Below are 17,216 nucleotides of genomic sequence, written 5' to 3' on the forward strand. Positions count from 1 at the left end.
CTGCCGCTCCGGCATATCTGACCCCCAATCCCCATTTCCATACGTCAGCCCCCATGACGTGTATCATTCGTTCCCTGCGCTGTTCTGTGCCGGCAATTCCCGTATTTCCAAACGCTCGTTCGTAACCTGGTTGCGACGCGGCGGAGTTGCCATTGTGACGCGGGTCGCTGATCCAACTCTCGCAGCTCGACGCCGCCGCGCCAGACGTGGCAGACCCGAGGCCACAAGCTTCCGGACACCGCCCGAACCCCTATCCGTGACCGCCAGACCCGATGTCAGTCTCCGAACTCAAACGCCGCCGCACGTTCGCGGTCATTTCCCACCCGGACGCGGGCAAAACCACGCTTACTGAAAAGCTGCTGCTGTTCTCGGGCGCGATTCAGATCGCCGGTACCGTGAAGGGCCGCAAGAGCAATCGCTACGCGACCTCGGACTGGATGGAGATCGAAAAGCAGCGCGGCATTTCCGTCGCCAGTTCGGTCATGCAGTTCGAGTACGGTGACGCCGTCATCAACCTGCTCGACACCCCGGGCCACGAAGACTTCTCCGAAGACACCTACCGTGTGCTGACGGCGGTCGACGCCGCCGTGATGGTGATCGACGGCGCGAACGGTGTGGAAGCCCAAACGCTGAAGCTGCTCGAAGTCTGCCGCAGCCGCAAGACGCCGATCGTCACCTTCATCAACAAGCTCGACCGCGAAGTGCGCGAGCCGCTCGAACTGCTCGACGAAATCGAGCAGCATCTGGGTGTTGCCGCCGTGCCGTTCACCTGGCCGATCGGCATGGGCAAGGAATTCCAGGGCGTTTACGACATTCAGCGCGACCAAGTGCGTCTGTTCCGCGCCGGGCAGGATAAGGCGGGCGGCGACGTCGAAACGCTGCAAGCGCTCGGCGACGAAGAAGGCGAACGCCGCTTCGGCCATAGCTGGGTCAAGGCGAAAGAAGAAATCGATCTGATCACCGGCGCCTCGCCGGATTTCGATCGCGAGCAGTTCCTCGCGGGTCAGCAATCGCCGGTGCTGTTCGGCTCGGCGATCAATAACTTCGGCGTGAAGGAAATTCTCGACGCGCTGGTCGACCTGGCGCCGCCGCCGTCGATGCGCATGACCGTGCAACGTCCGGTGATGCCGGACGAGCCAAAGTTCACCGGCGTCGTCTTCAAAGTGCAGGCGAACATGGATCTTGCGCACCGCGACCGCGTGGCGTTCATTCGCGTGTGTTCGGGGCATTTCGAACGCGGCATGGCCGTGAAGGTGACGCGCACGAACAAGACGTTCCGCGCGAATAACGTGGTGACGTTCCTGTCGCAGCGTCGTGAGACGGTCAGTGAGGCGTATCCGGGCGACATCATCGGTATCCCGAATCACGGCACGCTGAGCCTCGGCGATACGCTGACGGAAGGCGAGTTGTTGCAGTTCGTCGGCTTGCCGTTCTTCGCGCCGGAAATTTTCCAGACGGTCGAAGTGGTGGACCCCATGCGCGCCAAGCAGCTCGGCGAAGCGCTGAAGCAGCTCGGCGAGGAAGGCGCGATTCAGGTGTTCCGTCCGGAAGTCGGCGGTCTGATGATTCTCGGCGCGGTCGGTCAACTGCAGTTCGAAGTGGTGTCGCACCGCTTGTCGACGGAATACAAGGTCGACGTGCGGATGGCACCGGCGCGGTATCGCATGTCGCGTTGGGTGACCTGTGACGATGCGGCTGAATTGCGCCGTTTCACCGATTCGTACGCGGCGCGGATCGCGCTCGATGCATCGGATGCTCCGACGTATCTGGCGTCGCACGTATCGGAGATCGAAGTCGCGCAGAAGGCCTGGCCGAAGATTGTCTTCAATGAGCTGCGCGAGCATTCAGGCGCGCCGTTCAAGAAGGCGATGTAACGTCATCTTGCCGCGAGCGCTCGATGCTTGCATCGTTAGACGAATAAAAAAGCCGCGTCAAAAAACGCGGCTTTTTTTCGCCCCTGCTTTGCTGCTCGCAGCACCACCTCACTCCATCTTCAAAACCTCTTCCCGCATCCACCCGGCAAACGCTTGCACATGTTCAAGCGACGCATGGTGTTGCGCCACGTCGAGCCAGTAGCCATACGGCCCGGCTACTTCAACATCGGAAAACCGCGCGAGACTCCCGTCCGCCAGTTCCTCGACAATCATGTTCCGATCGACCACCGCCAGCCCCGCACCTTTACGCGCCGCGCGGATCGCCTGCTCCAGCGTAGAAAACTCGATGCCGTTTTCCGCGTAGCGTGCGGGCAGGCCCGCCTTCGCCAGCCAGTTCGGCCATAGGTCCAGGCGGGCGTCGTTATGCAGCACGTGCAGCGCGGGCAAATGTTCGAGCAGCATGTCGAGTGATTCGCTGAGCAGACCCGGTGCGCCGACTAGTACGTGACGCTCCGTCATCAGCAATTCGGAATGTGCACCCGCCAGTGCGTTTCGACCGAAGCGGATGACGCAGTGACAGTCTTCCGTGGGCGACGTGCGAACGGACAGTTCGACATCGGGCAATTCGTCTCCCAGCGAACCGAGCCGCGGCGAGAACCATTGCGTCGCAAAGGTGGGCGGCACGGCGACGACGAGACGCCGCCGCCCTTTGGCCGCAGTGATCTGGCGAAAGCCGCGCTCGATGGTGTCGAAAGCCTCGGAGAGGCAAGGCAGGAACTGCAGCCCAGCCGGTGTCAATCGGATACCCTTGTGATCCCGCTCAAACAGTTTCGCGCCGAGCGATTCCTCGAGCAGCTTGATCTGCCGGCTCACCGCGCCTTGGGTAACGCATAGCGCAGTGGCCGCACGGTTAAAGCTCATGTGCCGGGCTGTTTCTTCAAAGAAGCGCAACGCGATCAGTGATGGCAAGCGCCGCATAAATCACCTTCTGTCTCTTTGTTCGTTCGGAGCAGGCGTGACTGTTGTCGCGCGCCTGCTCGCGGAATCCATATTCGTGCCGCGCGTTGTCTCCGACGCGCCATGCCGCCATCAATCAACCCGCATGTTTCAGAGGCAACCGGGCTGGTCGGGCATCCCTAGGATTGTCGCATTCAGGCTTGATATTTTGCCTGATCGCGCTAAAAAAATTCTGGCCTGCGTTGGCGCGGATCAAGCGGAATTTCGTCCACGTCACGCCGCGTTTTCAGAACCGCGGCCGCGCAAGCCCTCGACTTCGCCTATCCTGACGAAGACGCGCGCCACCTGGCCGCCGTGCCTACTTCACACTCCGCTGGAGCGCCCGTGACCGTTCGCAACCTAGACGCCCTGTTCCGCCCCAAATCCGTCGCCGTGATCGGCGCTTCCGAGCGGCCGGGCAGCACCGGCGCAATGGTGTGGGCGCGTGTGCTGGAAGGCGGCTTCGAGGGCCCCATCTGGCCGGTCAATCCGAAATACGAGACGCTCGGCGGACGCAAGGTCATCGGCGATGTCGGCGATTTGCCGCAAGCGCCTACCGTCGCGCTGATCTGCACGCCGCCCGACACGTGGCCCGGCATCATCCACAAGCTCGGCGGATTGGGTACACGCGCGGCGATCATCGTCGGCGAGGTGCGGTGCGATGAGGACCGCTTGCAGCTCCGGCATGCGCTCTCGGCGGCGCGGCCGCATTTGCTGCGCATCGTCGGGCCGGGCAGTCTCGGGGTGGTGTCGCCGGCGCTGTATGCGCACTTCGGTGCGCCGTCGTGCACGGTGAAGGCGGGTGGCGTGGCGTGGGTATCGCAGTCGAATGCCCTGACGAATGCCGTGCTCGGCTGGGCGCATGCGCGCGGCCTTGGTTTTTCGCATGCGGTGGCGCTGGGTGGCGAAGCCGACGTGGATGCCGGCGACGTGCTCGACTATCTGGCAAGCGACCCGGGCACGCGCGCGATTCTTCTGGAGTTGGATACGGTGCGCGCGGCGCGCAAGTTCATGTCGGCTGCGCGCGCCGCAGCGCGCAACAAACCGGTACTGGCACTACGCTCAGGCCGCGCCGATCCGGCCGACGCGCTGTACACCGCTGCATTCCGCCGTGCGGGCATGGTGCGCGTCGATTCGCTCGACGATCTGCTCGATGAAATCGAAACGCTCGGCGTGGGCCGGGTGGCGGCAGGCGCGACGGCGACGCTGATCACCAGCGACAGTGGCCTCGCCACGCTCGCCTGCGACGCCTTCGCCGCCGCCGGCGACACGCTCGCGCCGTGGCCCGCCGAAGCGGATGCGGCGCTAAGCGAAGCGCTGCCGCACGCAGTGGCCGGCAACCCGCTACGACTCGGCGACGATGCCCGCCCCGAGCATTTCGGCACCGCGCTCAAGCTGCTCGCCGAGCATCGCAGCACGGGCACGGCCTTCGTGGTCCACGCGTCGACGCATGGCGCGCCGGTCGGTGAGGTTGCGCAGGCATTGATCGCGAATCAGCGCTTCGCGTATCGCGGGCTACTCGCGTGCTTTTTCGGCGGAGTTGATGCGGCTACACGCGACGCGCTCCACGCGCAAGGCATTCCGGTCCATACGACGCCGCAGCGGCTCGCGCGTGCCTTTGCGCGTCTGGTCGACTACCGGATGGGCCGCGAACTGCTGATGCAGACGCCGGAAGGTCTGCCGGCGCAGATACCCGAAGCAATCGACGCCGCTCAGGCGCAAGCTCGCGCCGCACTCGCCGCAGGTGAGCACCAACTAACCGGGGCGGCGGCAGCACAGTTTCTTGAGCGTTTTGGGCTGAGCGTTGAATCGCAAGGGGGCGACCCGGCGACGAATGGAGCATCTGCGCAAGGCGCAACGCAAGAATCGACGCAAGCGCTAACCCGACAAGCCGCGCAGCAACTAGCCGCCGCGCCGGCACAAGCAGATTGCGAGGAACTGGTCGCCGCGCAGTTGCGCAAGCCGGTTGTCGCCCTCGCCGTCGAACTTCACGACGACGACAACTTCGGCCCCGTCTTCCGTTTCACCGCGCCGTCGACGGATGGCGTGTCCGAGCCGCTGCGCGTCTACGGCTTGCCGCCACTTAATCCGATGCTCGCGCGCGACATGGTCACGCACTCGCGCTACGCGCGCCTGATCGATCCCGAGCCGGCATTAACCGCATTGACGGCGCTTTCGCAGGCGGTCTGCGACGTCAAGGAGATCGTCGGCCTCGCGCTGACGCTGTGCGTATTCAAGGACCACGTGGTGGTAGTCGAGCCGACTCTCAGCCTCGCGTCGAAACGCAGCCGGCTCGCGATCGTGCCGTACCCGCGCCGTTTCGAAGAGACGCTCGACTGGCAGGGCCTGCGCGTGACAATCCGGCCGATCCGACCGGAAGACGAAGCCGCACATCACGATTTCGTCGAAGCGATGACGCCGGAAGATTTACGTTTGCGGTTTTTCGGCGCGGTCGGCAGCTTCGATCATTCACAGCTCGCGCGCATGACGCAGATCGACTACGACCGCGAAATGGCACTCATCGCGACGGTCACCAGCGAAGACGGTTTCACGCGCACGCTTGGCGTGGTGCGCGCCGTAGCCGATCCCGACAACGAGACAGCCGAGTTCGCCGCCGCGGTGCGCTCCGACCAGAAAGGCCGGCGCCTTGGACAGTTGCTGATGGATCGGATCATCAAGTACGCGCGGGCGCGCGGCATCCACTGGCTGGTCGGCGAGGCGTTGCGGGAGAACGCGCCAATGATCGCGCTAGCCAGGTCCTGCGGCTTCACCATCACGCCGACGGAAGATCCCGGCGTGGTCGGCTTCAGGATGGCGCTGGACGAACCGGCGCAAGGCTAAGTTGGCGGGACGGTGCTTTGTCGAAGCTCACAGACACAAGACCGCCCGCGATGACTATGACGCCAGGCCGCGACGATTCGCGACCCAGGCGTTGTGACTTCAGCCTTTAAGCCGGCAGCTTCGCCGCCGCTTCGTCGACTTGCGTGCGGGTCACGGACAACTCTTCCAGCAACGCTTCAGCGTACACAGCGCCGGTCTCGCGTTCCAGACGCGCGATGGTCGCGGCGCAACGGTTTGCGTCCTTCAGCGTCGCGATAAACGACTTCACCGATTCACCCGCCTTGAAGGCGTCGAACAGCGGCACGCGGATGTCGTCCGGCAGCGGACGCGCCGTCCATTGATACGGCTTGCCGTTAAACGTGAACTGCGGCGGCAGTACGCGCTCTTTCTTCGCAGCCGGAATCAAACCGAAGGTGCGCGCGGCGTCGCCGATCTGCTCGGCCGAAAACAGCTCGTCCGGGCTGATATCGAATTGCTGAATGAAGGTCTCGATGCTGTGCATCGCTGCTGCGCGGTCGTCACGGCGCTTTTGCGCATGAGCGACGATGTCTCGCAGTTCGTCGGCTTCTTCAGGCGTGATCGTGAAGCTCGACTGCTTCTGCTGGAGTTCGGAAAAACGCTGGAATTCGGAATCGGTCAGAAGTTTCGCCATTGCTTGATCGTTGAGCGCGCATGAGGAGACCTCTGCGGCGTGATTTTTGAGAGGGTCGCCATTCTAAACCATGTGCGTTAAACGGCCTCTTCCCGAAACATTGAGAGCGCCTGCACCGTCTCGCGCAGCAGTGCTGTTGCCGCCTCCAGCGTCGGCGCAACGTATTCGTCGATGCGCCGCAAGTACGGACAGGTGAGCACCGCGATCGCCTGGCCTGACGGCCCCTGGATCGGGAACGTGAGGTCCGTGACACCGAACGTCTGCTGGCTGTCCTTCTGCGAAAAACCCGCCGCGCGAATCCGCTCGCATGCCTGTTCCAGGGCTTCGCGATCGATCGTGACTTCGCCTTTCACCTTGGTGTGTTCGGCCAGCATCTGGTCGCGCTGCTCGACGCTTTGAAAAGCGAGCATCACGCGCCCCGAACCCGTATCGATCAGGCCGACCCGCGAGCCGAGCCGTACCGACATGCCCCACGTGCCCGGTCCGTCCACCTGGGCGATCACCAGCAGATTGCCGCGGTCGTACACCACGAGGTGACACGATTGCTCGGCCGCATCGGCAAAGCGCTGCATCAGCGGCAACGCTTCGGAGATCAGGCGGTTCATCGGCGGATGACGATGCGCGAGCGCATACAGCTTCAGACTCAGCGAATAACGGTCGCCCGCCGCCGAGCGCACCACGTACTGCCGTGCGACCAGTCGCTCCAGCATCCGGTACATCTCGCTCGCGTTGCGTCCCAGCAGCTTGGTGATTTCGGCGCGCGTCAGTCCTTCTTTCTGCTCGGCGAGCAGTTCCAGGATGTCGAGGCCCTTGTCCAACGCGGGGGCGCGGTAACGGTCGGCGTCGTCTTTGTCGTCTGCGTCCATGGTGAGCGAGGTTCCGTGTGTTGTTCTCATTATCTGGCGCGTGAGTGTAAGTGCGTGGGGAATCTCGTGCGAGGCGACATGCGCCAGGGGAAACACCGACGCATGGTGCAGTGCACATCGCTTGACTTCGAAAAGTCCGTATATGAATAATACGTTCATTGGTGAATGAACGCACACCAATACTTCATAAGAAAGCGCAGGACCAGGTGCCCACCACTCGCATGGCGGGTTCACGCAGTTCCCACAACGCATGCATTAGCAGGAGACAACCATGTCGTTCGCGAAAGGGCCGCACGCGGCTCGCCGTTTGTTCCAGAGTTCGTTGTTCGCCGTTGCGGCGGCAGCTTGCGTCGCCAGCCTCGCCGTCAGCGGTGCGGCACACGCCGCTGACGCCGGCAAGGTCGGCCTCGGTCTGCCGCTTCTCACGTCGCCGTTCTGGCAGTCGTACAACAACTATTTGCCCAAATACGCGAAGGACATGGGCATCGATATCCTCGCGCCGGTCAATTCGAACGGCGATCCGGCCCAGCAGATCACCGACATGAACAACCTGCTGAACCTCGGTGCGAAAGGCATCGTGGTCGGCCCGCTGGATTCGGCGGCGATCAGTCGCGCGCTCGATGCGGCATCGGCGAAAAACGTGCCGGTGGTCGCCGTAGACGTTGCGCCGACGCAAGGCAAGGTGGCGATGGTGGTGCGCGCCGACAACCACGCTTACGGCGAGAAAGCGTGCAAGTACATCGGCGAGCACGTGAAGTCGGGCAAGGTTGTGCAGATCATGGGCGACCTGGCGTCGGTGAACGGACGCGATCGGTCCGAAGCATTCCGCTCGTGTCTGAAGGGCTTCCCGGGTTTGTCGCTGCTGGAAATTCCGGCAAGTTGGAAGGGTGACGTCGCGGCTACCGCGCTCGACAGTCTGCTCACCGCGAATCCTGACGTGAAGGCAATCTACATGCAGGCCGGCGGCGTTTATCTGTCGCCCACGCTGCAAACGTTGCGCCGCAAGCAGATGCTGTTTCCGGCCGGCGATGCGAAGCACGTCGTGATTGTCAGTAACGATGGCATTCCGCAGGAGTTCGAGGCCATCCGTCGCGGTGATATTGACGCGACCATTTCGCAGCCGGCCGATTCCTATGCGAAATATGGTCTCTTCTACATCAAGGCGGCGTTGGCCGGACAGACCTTCAAGCCGGGCCCGACGGATCACGGCAGCAACATCGTCCAGTTGGCGCCGGGCATTCTCGAAGATCAATTGCCCGCACCGCTCGTCACGAAGGCGAATGTCGACGACAAAGCCTTGTGGGGCAATACCGTTAAATGAGCGAGCCGACGCCCTCCGTGCCGGTCGTCGAAGCGTTTGAGGTTACCAAACGCTTCGGCTCCACGGCCGCGCTGAAAGACGTGAGCATCCGCGTGATGCCTGGCGAGTCGCATGCGCTCGTTGGGCGTAACGGTGCGGGCAAATCGACGCTGGTGTCGATCCTCACCGGCTTGCGCAAGCCCGATGCCGGCGAGGTACGTTTTGGCGGCGCGGCCGCGCCGTCGATCGCGGATCGCGATGCGTGGCGCGAGCGTGTGGCCTGCGTTTATCAGCATTCCACAATCATTCGCGACCTGAGCGTCGCGGAGAATCTGTTCATTAACCGGCAGCCGTCACGCGGGGGCGTGATCGATTGGCGCGCCATGCGCCGCGATGCGCGTGAGTTGCTCGATCATTGGAAGATCGACGTACGCGAAGATGCGCGCGCCGGCGATCTGAGCGTGGAAGCACGGCAACTCGTGGAGATTGCGCGGGCGCTGTCGTACGGCGCGCGCTTCATCATTCTCGACGAACCGACCGCGCAGCTCGACGGCGACGAAATCAAGCGCCTGTTCCGCCGCATCAGCGAGTTACAGCGCGAAGGCGTGACGTTCCTCTTTATTTCTCATCATCTGCAAGAGGTCTATGAAATCTGCCAGGCGGTGACGGTGCTGCGCGACGCGCGACATATCGTCAGCGCGCCGGTTTCCGCGTTGCCGCGCGAGCAATTGATCGAAGCGATGACCGGCGAGCGCGGCGGCCTGACCGTCGCTGACGCGGCGGCGCGCGATGCGTTGCCGGCGGACACCGCCATTGCGCTGGAAGTCAAAGATCTGGTGGGTTCCGATTACGAAGGTGTGTCGTTCACGGTGAAGCGCGGCGAAGTGGTCGGGCTGACCGGCGCAACGAGCAGCGGCCGCACCAGCGTGGCCGAAGCGATTGCCGGTTTGCGCGCGGCCAGGCGCGGCTCGATCAGCGTGGATGGCACGACGCTGCCACCCGGTGATGTACCCGCTGCGCTGGCTCACGGCATCGGCTGCGTGCCGAAGGATCGCCATCACGAAGGCCTGGTGCTGACGCAATCGGTTGCCGAAAACGCCTCGATGACGATCGCGCACTTGCTCGGCAAATTCGGCATCGCGCCGCCGGCGAAAAAGAACGCCTTCGGCCGGAAGATGATCGACGCGCTCGGCATCGTCGCGCAAGGCCCCGAGCATGTCGTGTCAGGGCTCTCGGGCGGCAACCAGCAGAAGGTCGTCATGGCGCGCGCACTCGCCACCGATCCCAACGTACTTGTATTGATCGACCCTACGGCAGGCGTCGATGTGAAATCGAAAGAAGCGTTGCTGTCAGTCGTCGATCGCGTACGAGAGGAGGGCAAGGCCGTGCTGGTCGTGTCCGGCGAACTCGACGATCTGCGTACCTGTGACCGTGTGCTGGTCATGTTCCGTGGCCGTGTCGCGGCCGAATTTCCCGCGGGTTGGCAAGACCACGACCTGATCGCATCCGTTGAAGGAGTCAGTCTTCATGAAGAATAGTGTGCCCAGCCCTGCATTCGGCACCGCGCAAGCTCAAGCACAGCCGCAGCCGATCGCGGCGGCCTCAAGCGGAAAACGTGCTCGCAGCGAACTCGCCCGGCTGCGCGAGCTGGCCTTGCTGCCCGCGCTTGCGTTGCTGCTCGTGATCGGCGCGTTCGTCAGCCCGAGCTTTCTGACGAAGGCAAATCTGATCAGCGTGCTGGGGGCGTCCGCGGCATTGGCATTGGTTGTGCTCGCCGAATCGCTGATCGTGTTGACCGGCAAGTTCGATCTGTCGCTCGAATCGACGGTGGGCATTGCGCCGGCTATCGGCGCGATGCTGGTGATGCCGGCGGCGTCCGCGGGCTTCGGGTTGCAATGGCCGGCGGCGGCGGGTTTGCTGGCTATCCTCGTGGTTGGCGCGGTGATTGGCTTCGTCAACGGTTTCCTGGTGGTGCGTTTGCGATTGAACGCCTTCATCGTTACGCTGGCGATGCTGATCGTGCTGCGCGGCATGCTGGTCGGTGCGACCAAAGGCGGCACGCTGTTCGATATGCCGCCGTCGTTCTTCTCGCTCGCCACCACGATCGTGCTCGGTTTGCCGTTGTCGGTATGGCTTGCGGCGGCAGCGTTTGCCATCGCTGCGTTCGTGCTGCGCTATCACCGCCTGGGTCGCGCGTTGTACGCGATCGGCGGTAATCCGGAAGCGGCGCGCGCGGCGGGGATTCGCGTGGAGCGCATTACGTGGGGTGTATTCGTGCTCGGCAGTATGCTGGCTTCGGTGGGCGGTCTGATCGTGACTGGCTATGTCGGCGCGATCAACGCGAACCAAGGGAACGGCATGATTTTCACGGTGTTCGCTGCGGCAGTGATTGGCGGCATTTCGCTCGACGGCGGCAAGGGTTCGATGCTCGGTGCGCTCACCGGCGTGTTGCTGCTCGGCGTCGTGCAGAACCTGCTGACGCTGGCTCAGGTGCCGTCGTTCTGGATTCAGGCGATCTACGGCGCGATCATCCTCGGCTCGCTGATGGTGGCACGGCTCGCCAGCGGCGAAGGCCAGAACTAATGCACACGCATCACGGAGAACGCACTTGACCAGCCGCTCAACGCAAACGCCCCAAACATTGCAAACCGATCCACGCCTGATCCTGCTCAGTCCCGCGGATAACTGCCTGATCGCGGCGGCGCGTCTCGACGCAGGCACGCAAGTCGAGATCGAAGGCGAGCGCGTGACGCTCACCAAAACCATCGACCTCGGCCACAAGGTCGCGCGCCATGAACTCGCGAAAGACGACAAGGTGCTGCGTTACGGCGCAGTGATCGGTCACGTGACCGAAGCAGTGGCGCGCGGCGCGCATCTGCATACGCACAACCTCGAAAGCGATTACCTGCCCACGTATACGCACGACGCGGGCCACGAGTTCGTCCATCACTGAATTGAGCACATTGACGTGGCCTTGCGCCGCGCTGGAATGATCATGACTGACACTTCCGTAGCATCCGCCGCCGCGCAGCATCAGCCCTTGTTGCAGGGCTATCCGCGCAAGGATGGCCGCAAGGGCATCCGCAATGTGGTTGCGGTGGCGTATCTGGTCGAGTGCGCGCATCACGTTGCGCGCGAGATCGTCACGCAGTTCCGCGAACCGCTCGACGCGTTCGACGATCCTTCAGCCGAACGCGAGCCACCGGTGCATCTGATCGGCTTTCCCGGTTGTTATCCGAATGGGTACGCCGAAAAGATGCTCGAGCGCCTCACCACGCATCCCAACGTAGGCGCGGTGCTGTTCGTGTCGCTCGGGTGCGAGAGCATGAACAAGCATTACCTTGTGGACGTGGTGCGCGCGAGCGGCCGTCCTGTCGAAGTCCTGACGATCCAGGAAAAAGGCGGCACACGCAGCACGATTCAATACGGCGTCGACTGGATTCGCGACGCACGCAAGCAACTTGCCGCGCAGCAGAAAGTGCCGATGGCGCTGAGCGAACTGGTGATCGGCACGATTTGCGGCGGCTCGGACGGAACCAGCGGCATCACCGCAAACCCGGCCGTGGGCCGTGCGTTCGATCACTTGATCGACGCGGGCGCGACCTGCATCTTCGAAGAAACCGGCGAGCTGGTGGGCTGCGAGTTTCATATGAAAACGCGTGCCGCGAGGCCGGAACTCGGGGATGAAATTGTCGCGTGCGTGGCGAAGGCGGCGCGCTACTACTCGATCCTCGGGCATGGCAGTTTTGCGGTCGGCAATGCGGACGGTGGCCTCACCACGCAGGAAGAGAAATCGTTAGGCGCGTATGCGAAAAGCGGCGCGTCGCCGATTGTCGGCATTATCAAACCCGGCGACGTTCCGCCGACCGGCGGCCTCTATCTTCTCGACGTCGTGCCTGACGGCGAGCCGCGTTTCGGCTTTCCGAACATCAGCGACAACGCGGAAATCGGCGAGCTGATCGCATGCGGCGCGCATGTGATTCTGTTCACGACCGGACGCGGATCGGTGGTCGGCTCGGCGATTTCACCGGTCATCAAGGTGTGCGCGAATCCCGCAACCTACCGCAATCTCGCCGGCGATATGGACGTCGATGCAGGGCGCATTCTCGAAGGGCGCGGCACGCTCGACGAAGTTGGCCGCGAGGTGTTCGAGCAAACGGTGGCGGTGTCGCTCGGTGCGGCGTCGAAATCGGAAATGCTCGGTCACCAGGAATTCATCCTGACGTACAAGACTTTTGAACCGGTGGGCCCGGCTTGTTTGCCGTCGAGCGCTGCACCGCCGCATCGGGTTGTTGCGATCGAGCCGCACTGAGCGGTCTTAGCGACCTCAGCGATCAGTACGACCGCGAGCGCGAGCCGCAATCGATTCTGCAACCTTCGGTGCAGCCATTAGCGTGCCAAGGCCGTCGCTAGCAGCGCGGCAGCGGGCAAACATCGCCGGCACGTGCTAAAACACTAACAAATGGGAGACGTGGTCCATGACGGCAAAGATCGGTTCGAGGATCGAACAGCGGCGCAACATCGGCCGTCGTGCATTGCAGGTATCCGGATTGGGGCTCGGTACGGCGCCGTTGGGCGGCCTGTACCGCGATCTGTCCGAAGAAGAAGCGCACGCGACCATTGCCGCTGCGTGGGACGTCGGCGTGCGCTTTTTCGACACCGCGCCGCACTACGGGCACACGAAAGCCGAGCACCGTCTGGGCGACGCGTTGCGCGGCTACCCGCGTAGTGAATACGTGCTGTCCACCAAAGTTGGGCGCCGCTTCGTACCGCGCACCACGCCCTACGACGGCAGCGAAGGCTGGCAAGATCCGCTGCCGTTCCAGGCGATCTTCGACTACACGCACGACGGCATTCTGCGTTCGTTCGAAGACAGCCAGCAGCGTCTCGGCATGGTCGATATCGACATTCTGCTGGTGCACGATATCGGCGTTGTCACGCATGGCGACAAGAATCCCCATTACTGGCGGCAACTCACTGAAGGCGGCGGCTTTCGTGCGCTCGATGATTTGCGCTCCTCAGGCGCGGTCAAGGCTGTCGGGCTCGGTGTTAATGAAGGCGCGGCAATACTCGACGTGATGGCCGAATTCGATATCGATTGCGCGTTGCTCGCGGGCCGTTATACGCTGCTCGAACAGACCACGCTCAATGATCTGCTCCCAGCATGTGAACAACGCGGCGTCAGCATTCTGTTAGGCGGCGCGTTCAACTCAGGCATTCTGGCGCGCGGTGTCTCAGGTGATCTGAAATTCAATTACGGCGACGCGCCGAGCGAAATCATCGAACGCGTCGCGCGGCTGGAAGCGGTGTGCCGGGTGCATGGCGTACCGCTTGCCGCCGCAGCTTTGCAGTTTCCGTATGCGCATCCGGCGGTCGCAACCGTGTTGACCGGCGCGCGCAGTGCCGATGAATTGCGCGAGAACGCCGCGTCGTTCGAGCAGCCGATCCCCGCGGAACTGTGGTCCGCGTTGCGTGACAAGGGCTTGCTCGACAGCCGCGCGCCCGCGCCGGAGGATTGATTTGACGATACGCATCGACGCCCACCAGCACTACTGGGACCCCGCTCGTGGCGACTACGAGTGGCTCACGCCGGAACTGAAAATCCTCTACCGGCTGTTCGGTCCCGACGATCTCAAGCCACTGCGAGAAGCAGCGGGCGTCGAACGGACGGTGGTGGTCCAGGCAGCGCCGACCATCGATGAAACGCGCTACTTGCTGGACATCGCGCGGCATGAGCCATCGATTGCCGGTGTGGTCGGCTGGGTGCCGTTGCTGTTGCCCACGGCGCCGGCTGTGATTGGAGCGCTGGCGCATGAGCCGAAGTTCAAAGGCGTGCGGCCGATGCTGCAGGATCTGCCCGACGATACGTGGATTGCGAATCCCGATCTCGCACCCGCAATCGAAGCGTTGATCGAGCACGACCTCGCGTTCGACGCATTGATTTACGCGCGACACGTGGAGCCTTTCGAAACGTTCGCGGAGCGCTTCCCTACGCTGCGCATCGTTGTCGATCACGGTGCGAAGCCGCCAATCCGTTACGGCCGCGCGGGTTGGCAATCATGGGCCGAGGCAATCACGCGGCTCGCTAAGTTGCCGCAAGTGCATTGCAAGCTGTCGGGGCTCATCACCGAAGCGTCGCCCGGCTGGAGCGAAGAAACGCTTCATCCGTACGTCGAGCATCTGCTGAAGTCATTCGGTCCCGCGCGTTTGATGTGGGGCAGCGACTGGCCGGTGCTCGATCTGAACGGCGACTATCAGGTCTGGCACTCGGTGGCGAACACCTTGCTCGCGTCCTTGAGCGACGCCGAGCGAGAGGCGGTTTTCGGCGGCAACGCCGCTGCGTTTTATCGACTTTGATGTGACGAAGACGAGTTACGAAGACAAGAGAAAGCCCATTCAACTGGAGTCGTAGATGACACAAAGACTGGCCGGCAAGACGGCCCTGATCACCGCTGCAGGACAAGGTATCGGTCTCGCCACCGCGGAAATGTTCGCGCGCGAAGGCGCGCGCGTGATCGCCACCGATATCCGCATCGACGGACTCGCCGGCAAGCCGGTCGAAGCGCGCAAGCTCGACGTGCGCGACAACGCGGCGATCAAGGCGCTGGCCGTCGAGCTCGGCGCGATCGACGTGCTGTTCAACTGCGCGGGCTTCGTGCACGCCGGCTCGATTCTCGAATGCAGCGAAGAAGATTGGGACTTCGCCTTCGACCTGAACGCGAAGGCGATGTACCGCATGATCCGCGCGTTTTTGCCGGCGATGCTGGAGAAGGGCGGCGGCTCGATCATCAATATGTCGTCGGCGGCCTCGAGCGTGAAGGGCGTGCCGAACCGCTTTGCCTATAGCGCGTCGAAAGCCGCGGTGATCGGGCTGACCAAGTCCGTCGCTGCAGACTTCATCACACGTGGTGTACGCTGTAACGCGATCTGCCCGGGCACGGTGCATTCGCCGTCACTCGAACAGCGGATCGTTGAGCAGGCCAAGGCGCAGGGCGCGTCGCTCGACGCCGTGCAGGCGGCCTTTGTCGCGCGTCAGCCGATGGGCCGCATCGGCAAGCCGGAAGAGATCGCCGCATTGGCGCTGTATCTCGCGTCCGACGAATCGTCGTTCACCACCGGCCACGCGCATGTGATCGACGGCGGCTGGTCGAACTGACGCGGTCTGATCAACGCTGAAACACGAACCGAATACCACTGAACGGAAAGGGAAGTGCAACGATGAAACTGCTTCGTTATGGGCCGAAAGGCCAGGAAAAGCCGGGCCTGCTCGACGCGCAAGGCAAGATTCGCGATTTGTCGAAGGTGGTTGGCGATATCGACGGCGCCGCGCTGACTGACGAAGGCCTCGCCAAGCTGCGTGCACTCGATCCGGCTTCGCTGCCGTTGGTCGAAGGCAATCCGCGCATGGGTCCGTGCGTCGGCAAGATCGGCAAGTTCATCTGCATCGGGCTGAACTACGCGGACCACGCCGCCGAATCGAATCTGCCGGTGCCGGCGGAACCGGTGATTTTCAACAAGTGGACGAGCGCGATCAGCGGCCCGAACGACGACGTCGAAATTCCGCGCGGCTCGAAGAAGACCGACTGGGAAGTCGAACTCGGCGTGGTGATCGGCAAGCCCGCGAAATATATCGACGAAGCCAATGCGCTCGATTACGTTGCCGGCTACTGCGTGATCAACGACGTGTCGGAACGCGAGTGGCAGATCGAAAAGGGCGGCACGTGGGATAAGGGCAAGGGCTTCGATACCTTCGGCCCGATCGGCCCGTGGGTCGTGACGCGCGACGAAGTCGCCGATCCGCAGAACCTGAGCCTGTGGCTCGAAGTGGATGGCCACCGTTATCAGAACGGCAGCACGAAGACGATGGTGTTCGGCGTCGCGAAGCTGGTGTCGTATGTGTCGCAGTGCATGAGCCTGCAACCGGGCGATGTGATTTCGACCGGCACGCCGCCGGGCGTCGGCATGGGCGTGAAGCCGAATCCGGTGTATCTGAAGCCGGGCCAGACGATACGTCTCGGTATTGAAGGTCTCGGCGAACAGACGCAGAAGACTTACGCGGCGGAATAAGCGGTGCTGTAAGCCGCGCAGTAAGCGTTGGTCAGAATGAAGAACCGCGCCTGCTTCCCAGCAGGCGCGGTTTTTTTATGTACCCCGGTGCGAGCCGTATGACTCGCCCATCCCATCTCTAGTGCGCGGTTCCGATCAACCCGCCGGCTCGTGCTCGCCGTTCTCGCTGATGCGATTGATCGTCCCTTGCGCAACGGCGACGAGTTTCTCGCGCTGGCCGTCCATCACATACACGTTGCACTGGCAGGTTGCCTGATGCCGCCCTGCGTAGACGACCTTCGCGCGTGCGATTAGCGTGCCGTTCATCACCGGCCGAAGATAGTTGATCTTGTACTCGCCCGTCACGACCTTCGGCCCCAGCGACAGCGCGCCGGCGAACGTCAGCGCATTGTCGGCGAGATAGCTGATGACACCGCCATGCACAAAGCCATGTTGTTGCCGTAACTCGTCGCGGATCGGCAGACACAGCGTCAGTTCGTTGGTGCCGGTGTGCATGAGCTCGGTGCCTAGCAGCATGCTGAACGGCTGGGCATGCAGTGCGCCGCGCGCCCGGTCGAGGATGTCGGTCATCGTGAGTCCTTCGGGCGTGGCCCGCAGTGGCATCTGCACCGGCGTCCATT

At 63.0% G+C, this 17,216-nt stretch carries 15 protein-coding genes; 11 read left to right on the plus strand and 4 right to left on the minus strand.

Annotated elements, in window-relative coordinates; all coding sequences use genetic code 11:
- Positions 1 to 272: 272 nt before the first annotated feature.
- Positions 273 to 1,874, plus strand: a complete 1,602-nt coding sequence (locus KHO33_RS03185; RefSeq protein WP_171926567.1) for a peptide chain release factor 3 — start codon at positions 273 to 275, stop codon at positions 1,872 to 1,874.
- A gap of 108 nt (positions 1,875 to 1,982) precedes the next feature.
- Here KHO33_RS03185 and KHO33_RS03190 read toward each other — a convergent pair whose 3' ends face one another.
- The gene (locus KHO33_RS03190) at positions 1,983 to 2,852 is read right to left on the minus strand and encodes a LysR substrate-binding domain-containing protein (RefSeq protein ID WP_054034757.1); all 870 of its coding nucleotides are present in this window, start codon (positions 2,850 to 2,852) and stop codon (positions 1,983 to 1,985) included.
- Between the two features lie 363 nt (positions 2,853 to 3,215).
- On the opposite strand from KHO33_RS03190, the gene KHO33_RS03195 reads away from it, so the two are divergent.
- Positions 3,216 to 5,711, plus strand: a complete 2,496-nt coding sequence (locus KHO33_RS03195) for a bifunctional acetate--CoA ligase family protein/GNAT family N-acetyltransferase (RefSeq protein WP_200561270.1) — start codon at positions 3,216 to 3,218, stop codon at positions 5,709 to 5,711.
- Positions 5,712 to 5,817: 106 nt separating this feature from the next.
- Here KHO33_RS03195 and KHO33_RS03200 read toward each other — a convergent pair whose 3' ends face one another.
- A complete protein-coding gene (locus KHO33_RS03200; RefSeq protein ID WP_054034758.1) occupies positions 5,818 to 6,363 on the minus strand; it encodes a hypothetical protein in 546 nt (181 codons plus the stop codon).
- A 77-nt stretch (positions 6,364 to 6,440) separates the two neighbouring features.
- The gene (locus KHO33_RS03205) at positions 6,441 to 7,229 is read right to left on the minus strand and encodes an IclR family transcriptional regulator (protein ID WP_054034917.1); all 789 of its coding nucleotides are present in this window, start codon (positions 7,227 to 7,229) and stop codon (positions 6,441 to 6,443) included.
- Positions 7,230 to 7,500: 271 nt separating this feature from the next.
- Between KHO33_RS03205 and KHO33_RS03210 the strand changes: the two genes are divergently transcribed.
- The 9 genes from KHO33_RS03210 to KHO33_RS03250 all read left to right on the plus strand — a co-directional run bounded on the left by KHO33_RS03210 (position 7,501) and on the right by KHO33_RS03250 (position 16,596).
- Positions 7,501 to 8,550 (plus strand): sugar ABC transporter substrate-binding protein, encoded by a 1,050-nt coding sequence (locus KHO33_RS03210; RefSeq protein ID WP_175049683.1) that lies wholly within the window; start codon positions 7,501 to 7,503, stop codon positions 8,548 to 8,550.
- Positions 8,547 to 10,067 (plus strand): sugar ABC transporter ATP-binding protein, encoded by a 1,521-nt coding sequence (locus KHO33_RS03215; protein ID WP_200561272.1) that lies wholly within the window; start codon positions 8,547 to 8,549, stop codon positions 10,065 to 10,067. The genes KHO33_RS03210 and KHO33_RS03215 overlap by 4 nt, the downstream gene beginning before the upstream one ends.
- On the plus strand, positions 10,057 to 11,112 hold the full coding sequence (locus KHO33_RS03220) for an ABC transporter permease (RefSeq protein WP_154557991.1): 1,056 nt from the start codon (positions 10,057 to 10,059) through the stop codon (positions 11,110 to 11,112). The genes KHO33_RS03215 and KHO33_RS03220 overlap by 11 nt, the downstream gene beginning before the upstream one ends.
- A 25-nt stretch (positions 11,113 to 11,137) precedes the next feature.
- Entirely contained in the window at positions 11,138 to 11,482 is a 345-nt protein-coding gene (locus KHO33_RS03225) for a UxaA family hydrolase (protein ID WP_200561274.1), read from the plus strand.
- A gap of 42 nt (positions 11,483 to 11,524) precedes the next feature.
- On the plus strand, positions 11,525 to 12,841 hold the full coding sequence (locus KHO33_RS03230) for a UxaA family hydrolase (RefSeq protein WP_054034919.1): 1,317 nt from the start codon (positions 11,525 to 11,527) through the stop codon (positions 12,839 to 12,841).
- A gap of 166 nt (positions 12,842 to 13,007) precedes the next feature.
- Entirely contained in the window at positions 13,008 to 14,048 is a 1,041-nt protein-coding gene (locus KHO33_RS03235; RefSeq protein WP_200561276.1) for an aldo/keto reductase, read from the plus strand.
- Positions 14,049 to 14,055: 7 nt separating this feature from the next.
- Entirely contained in the window at positions 14,056 to 14,886 is an 831-nt protein-coding gene (locus KHO33_RS03240) for an amidohydrolase family protein (RefSeq protein ID WP_200561651.1), read from the plus strand.
- Between the two features lie 55 nt (positions 14,887 to 14,941).
- On the plus strand, positions 14,942 to 15,685 hold the full coding sequence (locus KHO33_RS03245; protein WP_054034762.1) for an SDR family oxidoreductase: 744 nt from the start codon (positions 14,942 to 14,944) through the stop codon (positions 15,683 to 15,685).
- Positions 15,686 to 15,747: 62 nt separating this feature from the next.
- A complete protein-coding gene (locus tag KHO33_RS03250) occupies positions 15,748 to 16,596 on the plus strand; it encodes an ureidoglycolate lyase (protein ID WP_054034763.1) in 849 nt (282 codons plus the stop codon).
- Between the two features lie 135 nt (positions 16,597 to 16,731).
- On the opposite strand, the gene KHO33_RS03255 is transcribed toward KHO33_RS03250, so the two are convergent.
- Complete coding sequence (locus KHO33_RS03255) at positions 16,732 to 17,166, minus strand: PaaI family thioesterase (RefSeq protein WP_054034920.1); 435 nt, start codon at positions 17,164 to 17,166, stop codon at positions 16,732 to 16,734.
- Between the last annotated feature and the right edge of the window lie 50 nt (positions 17,167 to 17,216).

Origin of the sequence: Paraburkholderia nemoris (assembly GCF_905221015.1) — a bacterium.
GTDB lineage: Bacteria > Pseudomonadota > Gammaproteobacteria > Burkholderiales > Burkholderiaceae > Paraburkholderia > Paraburkholderia nemoris.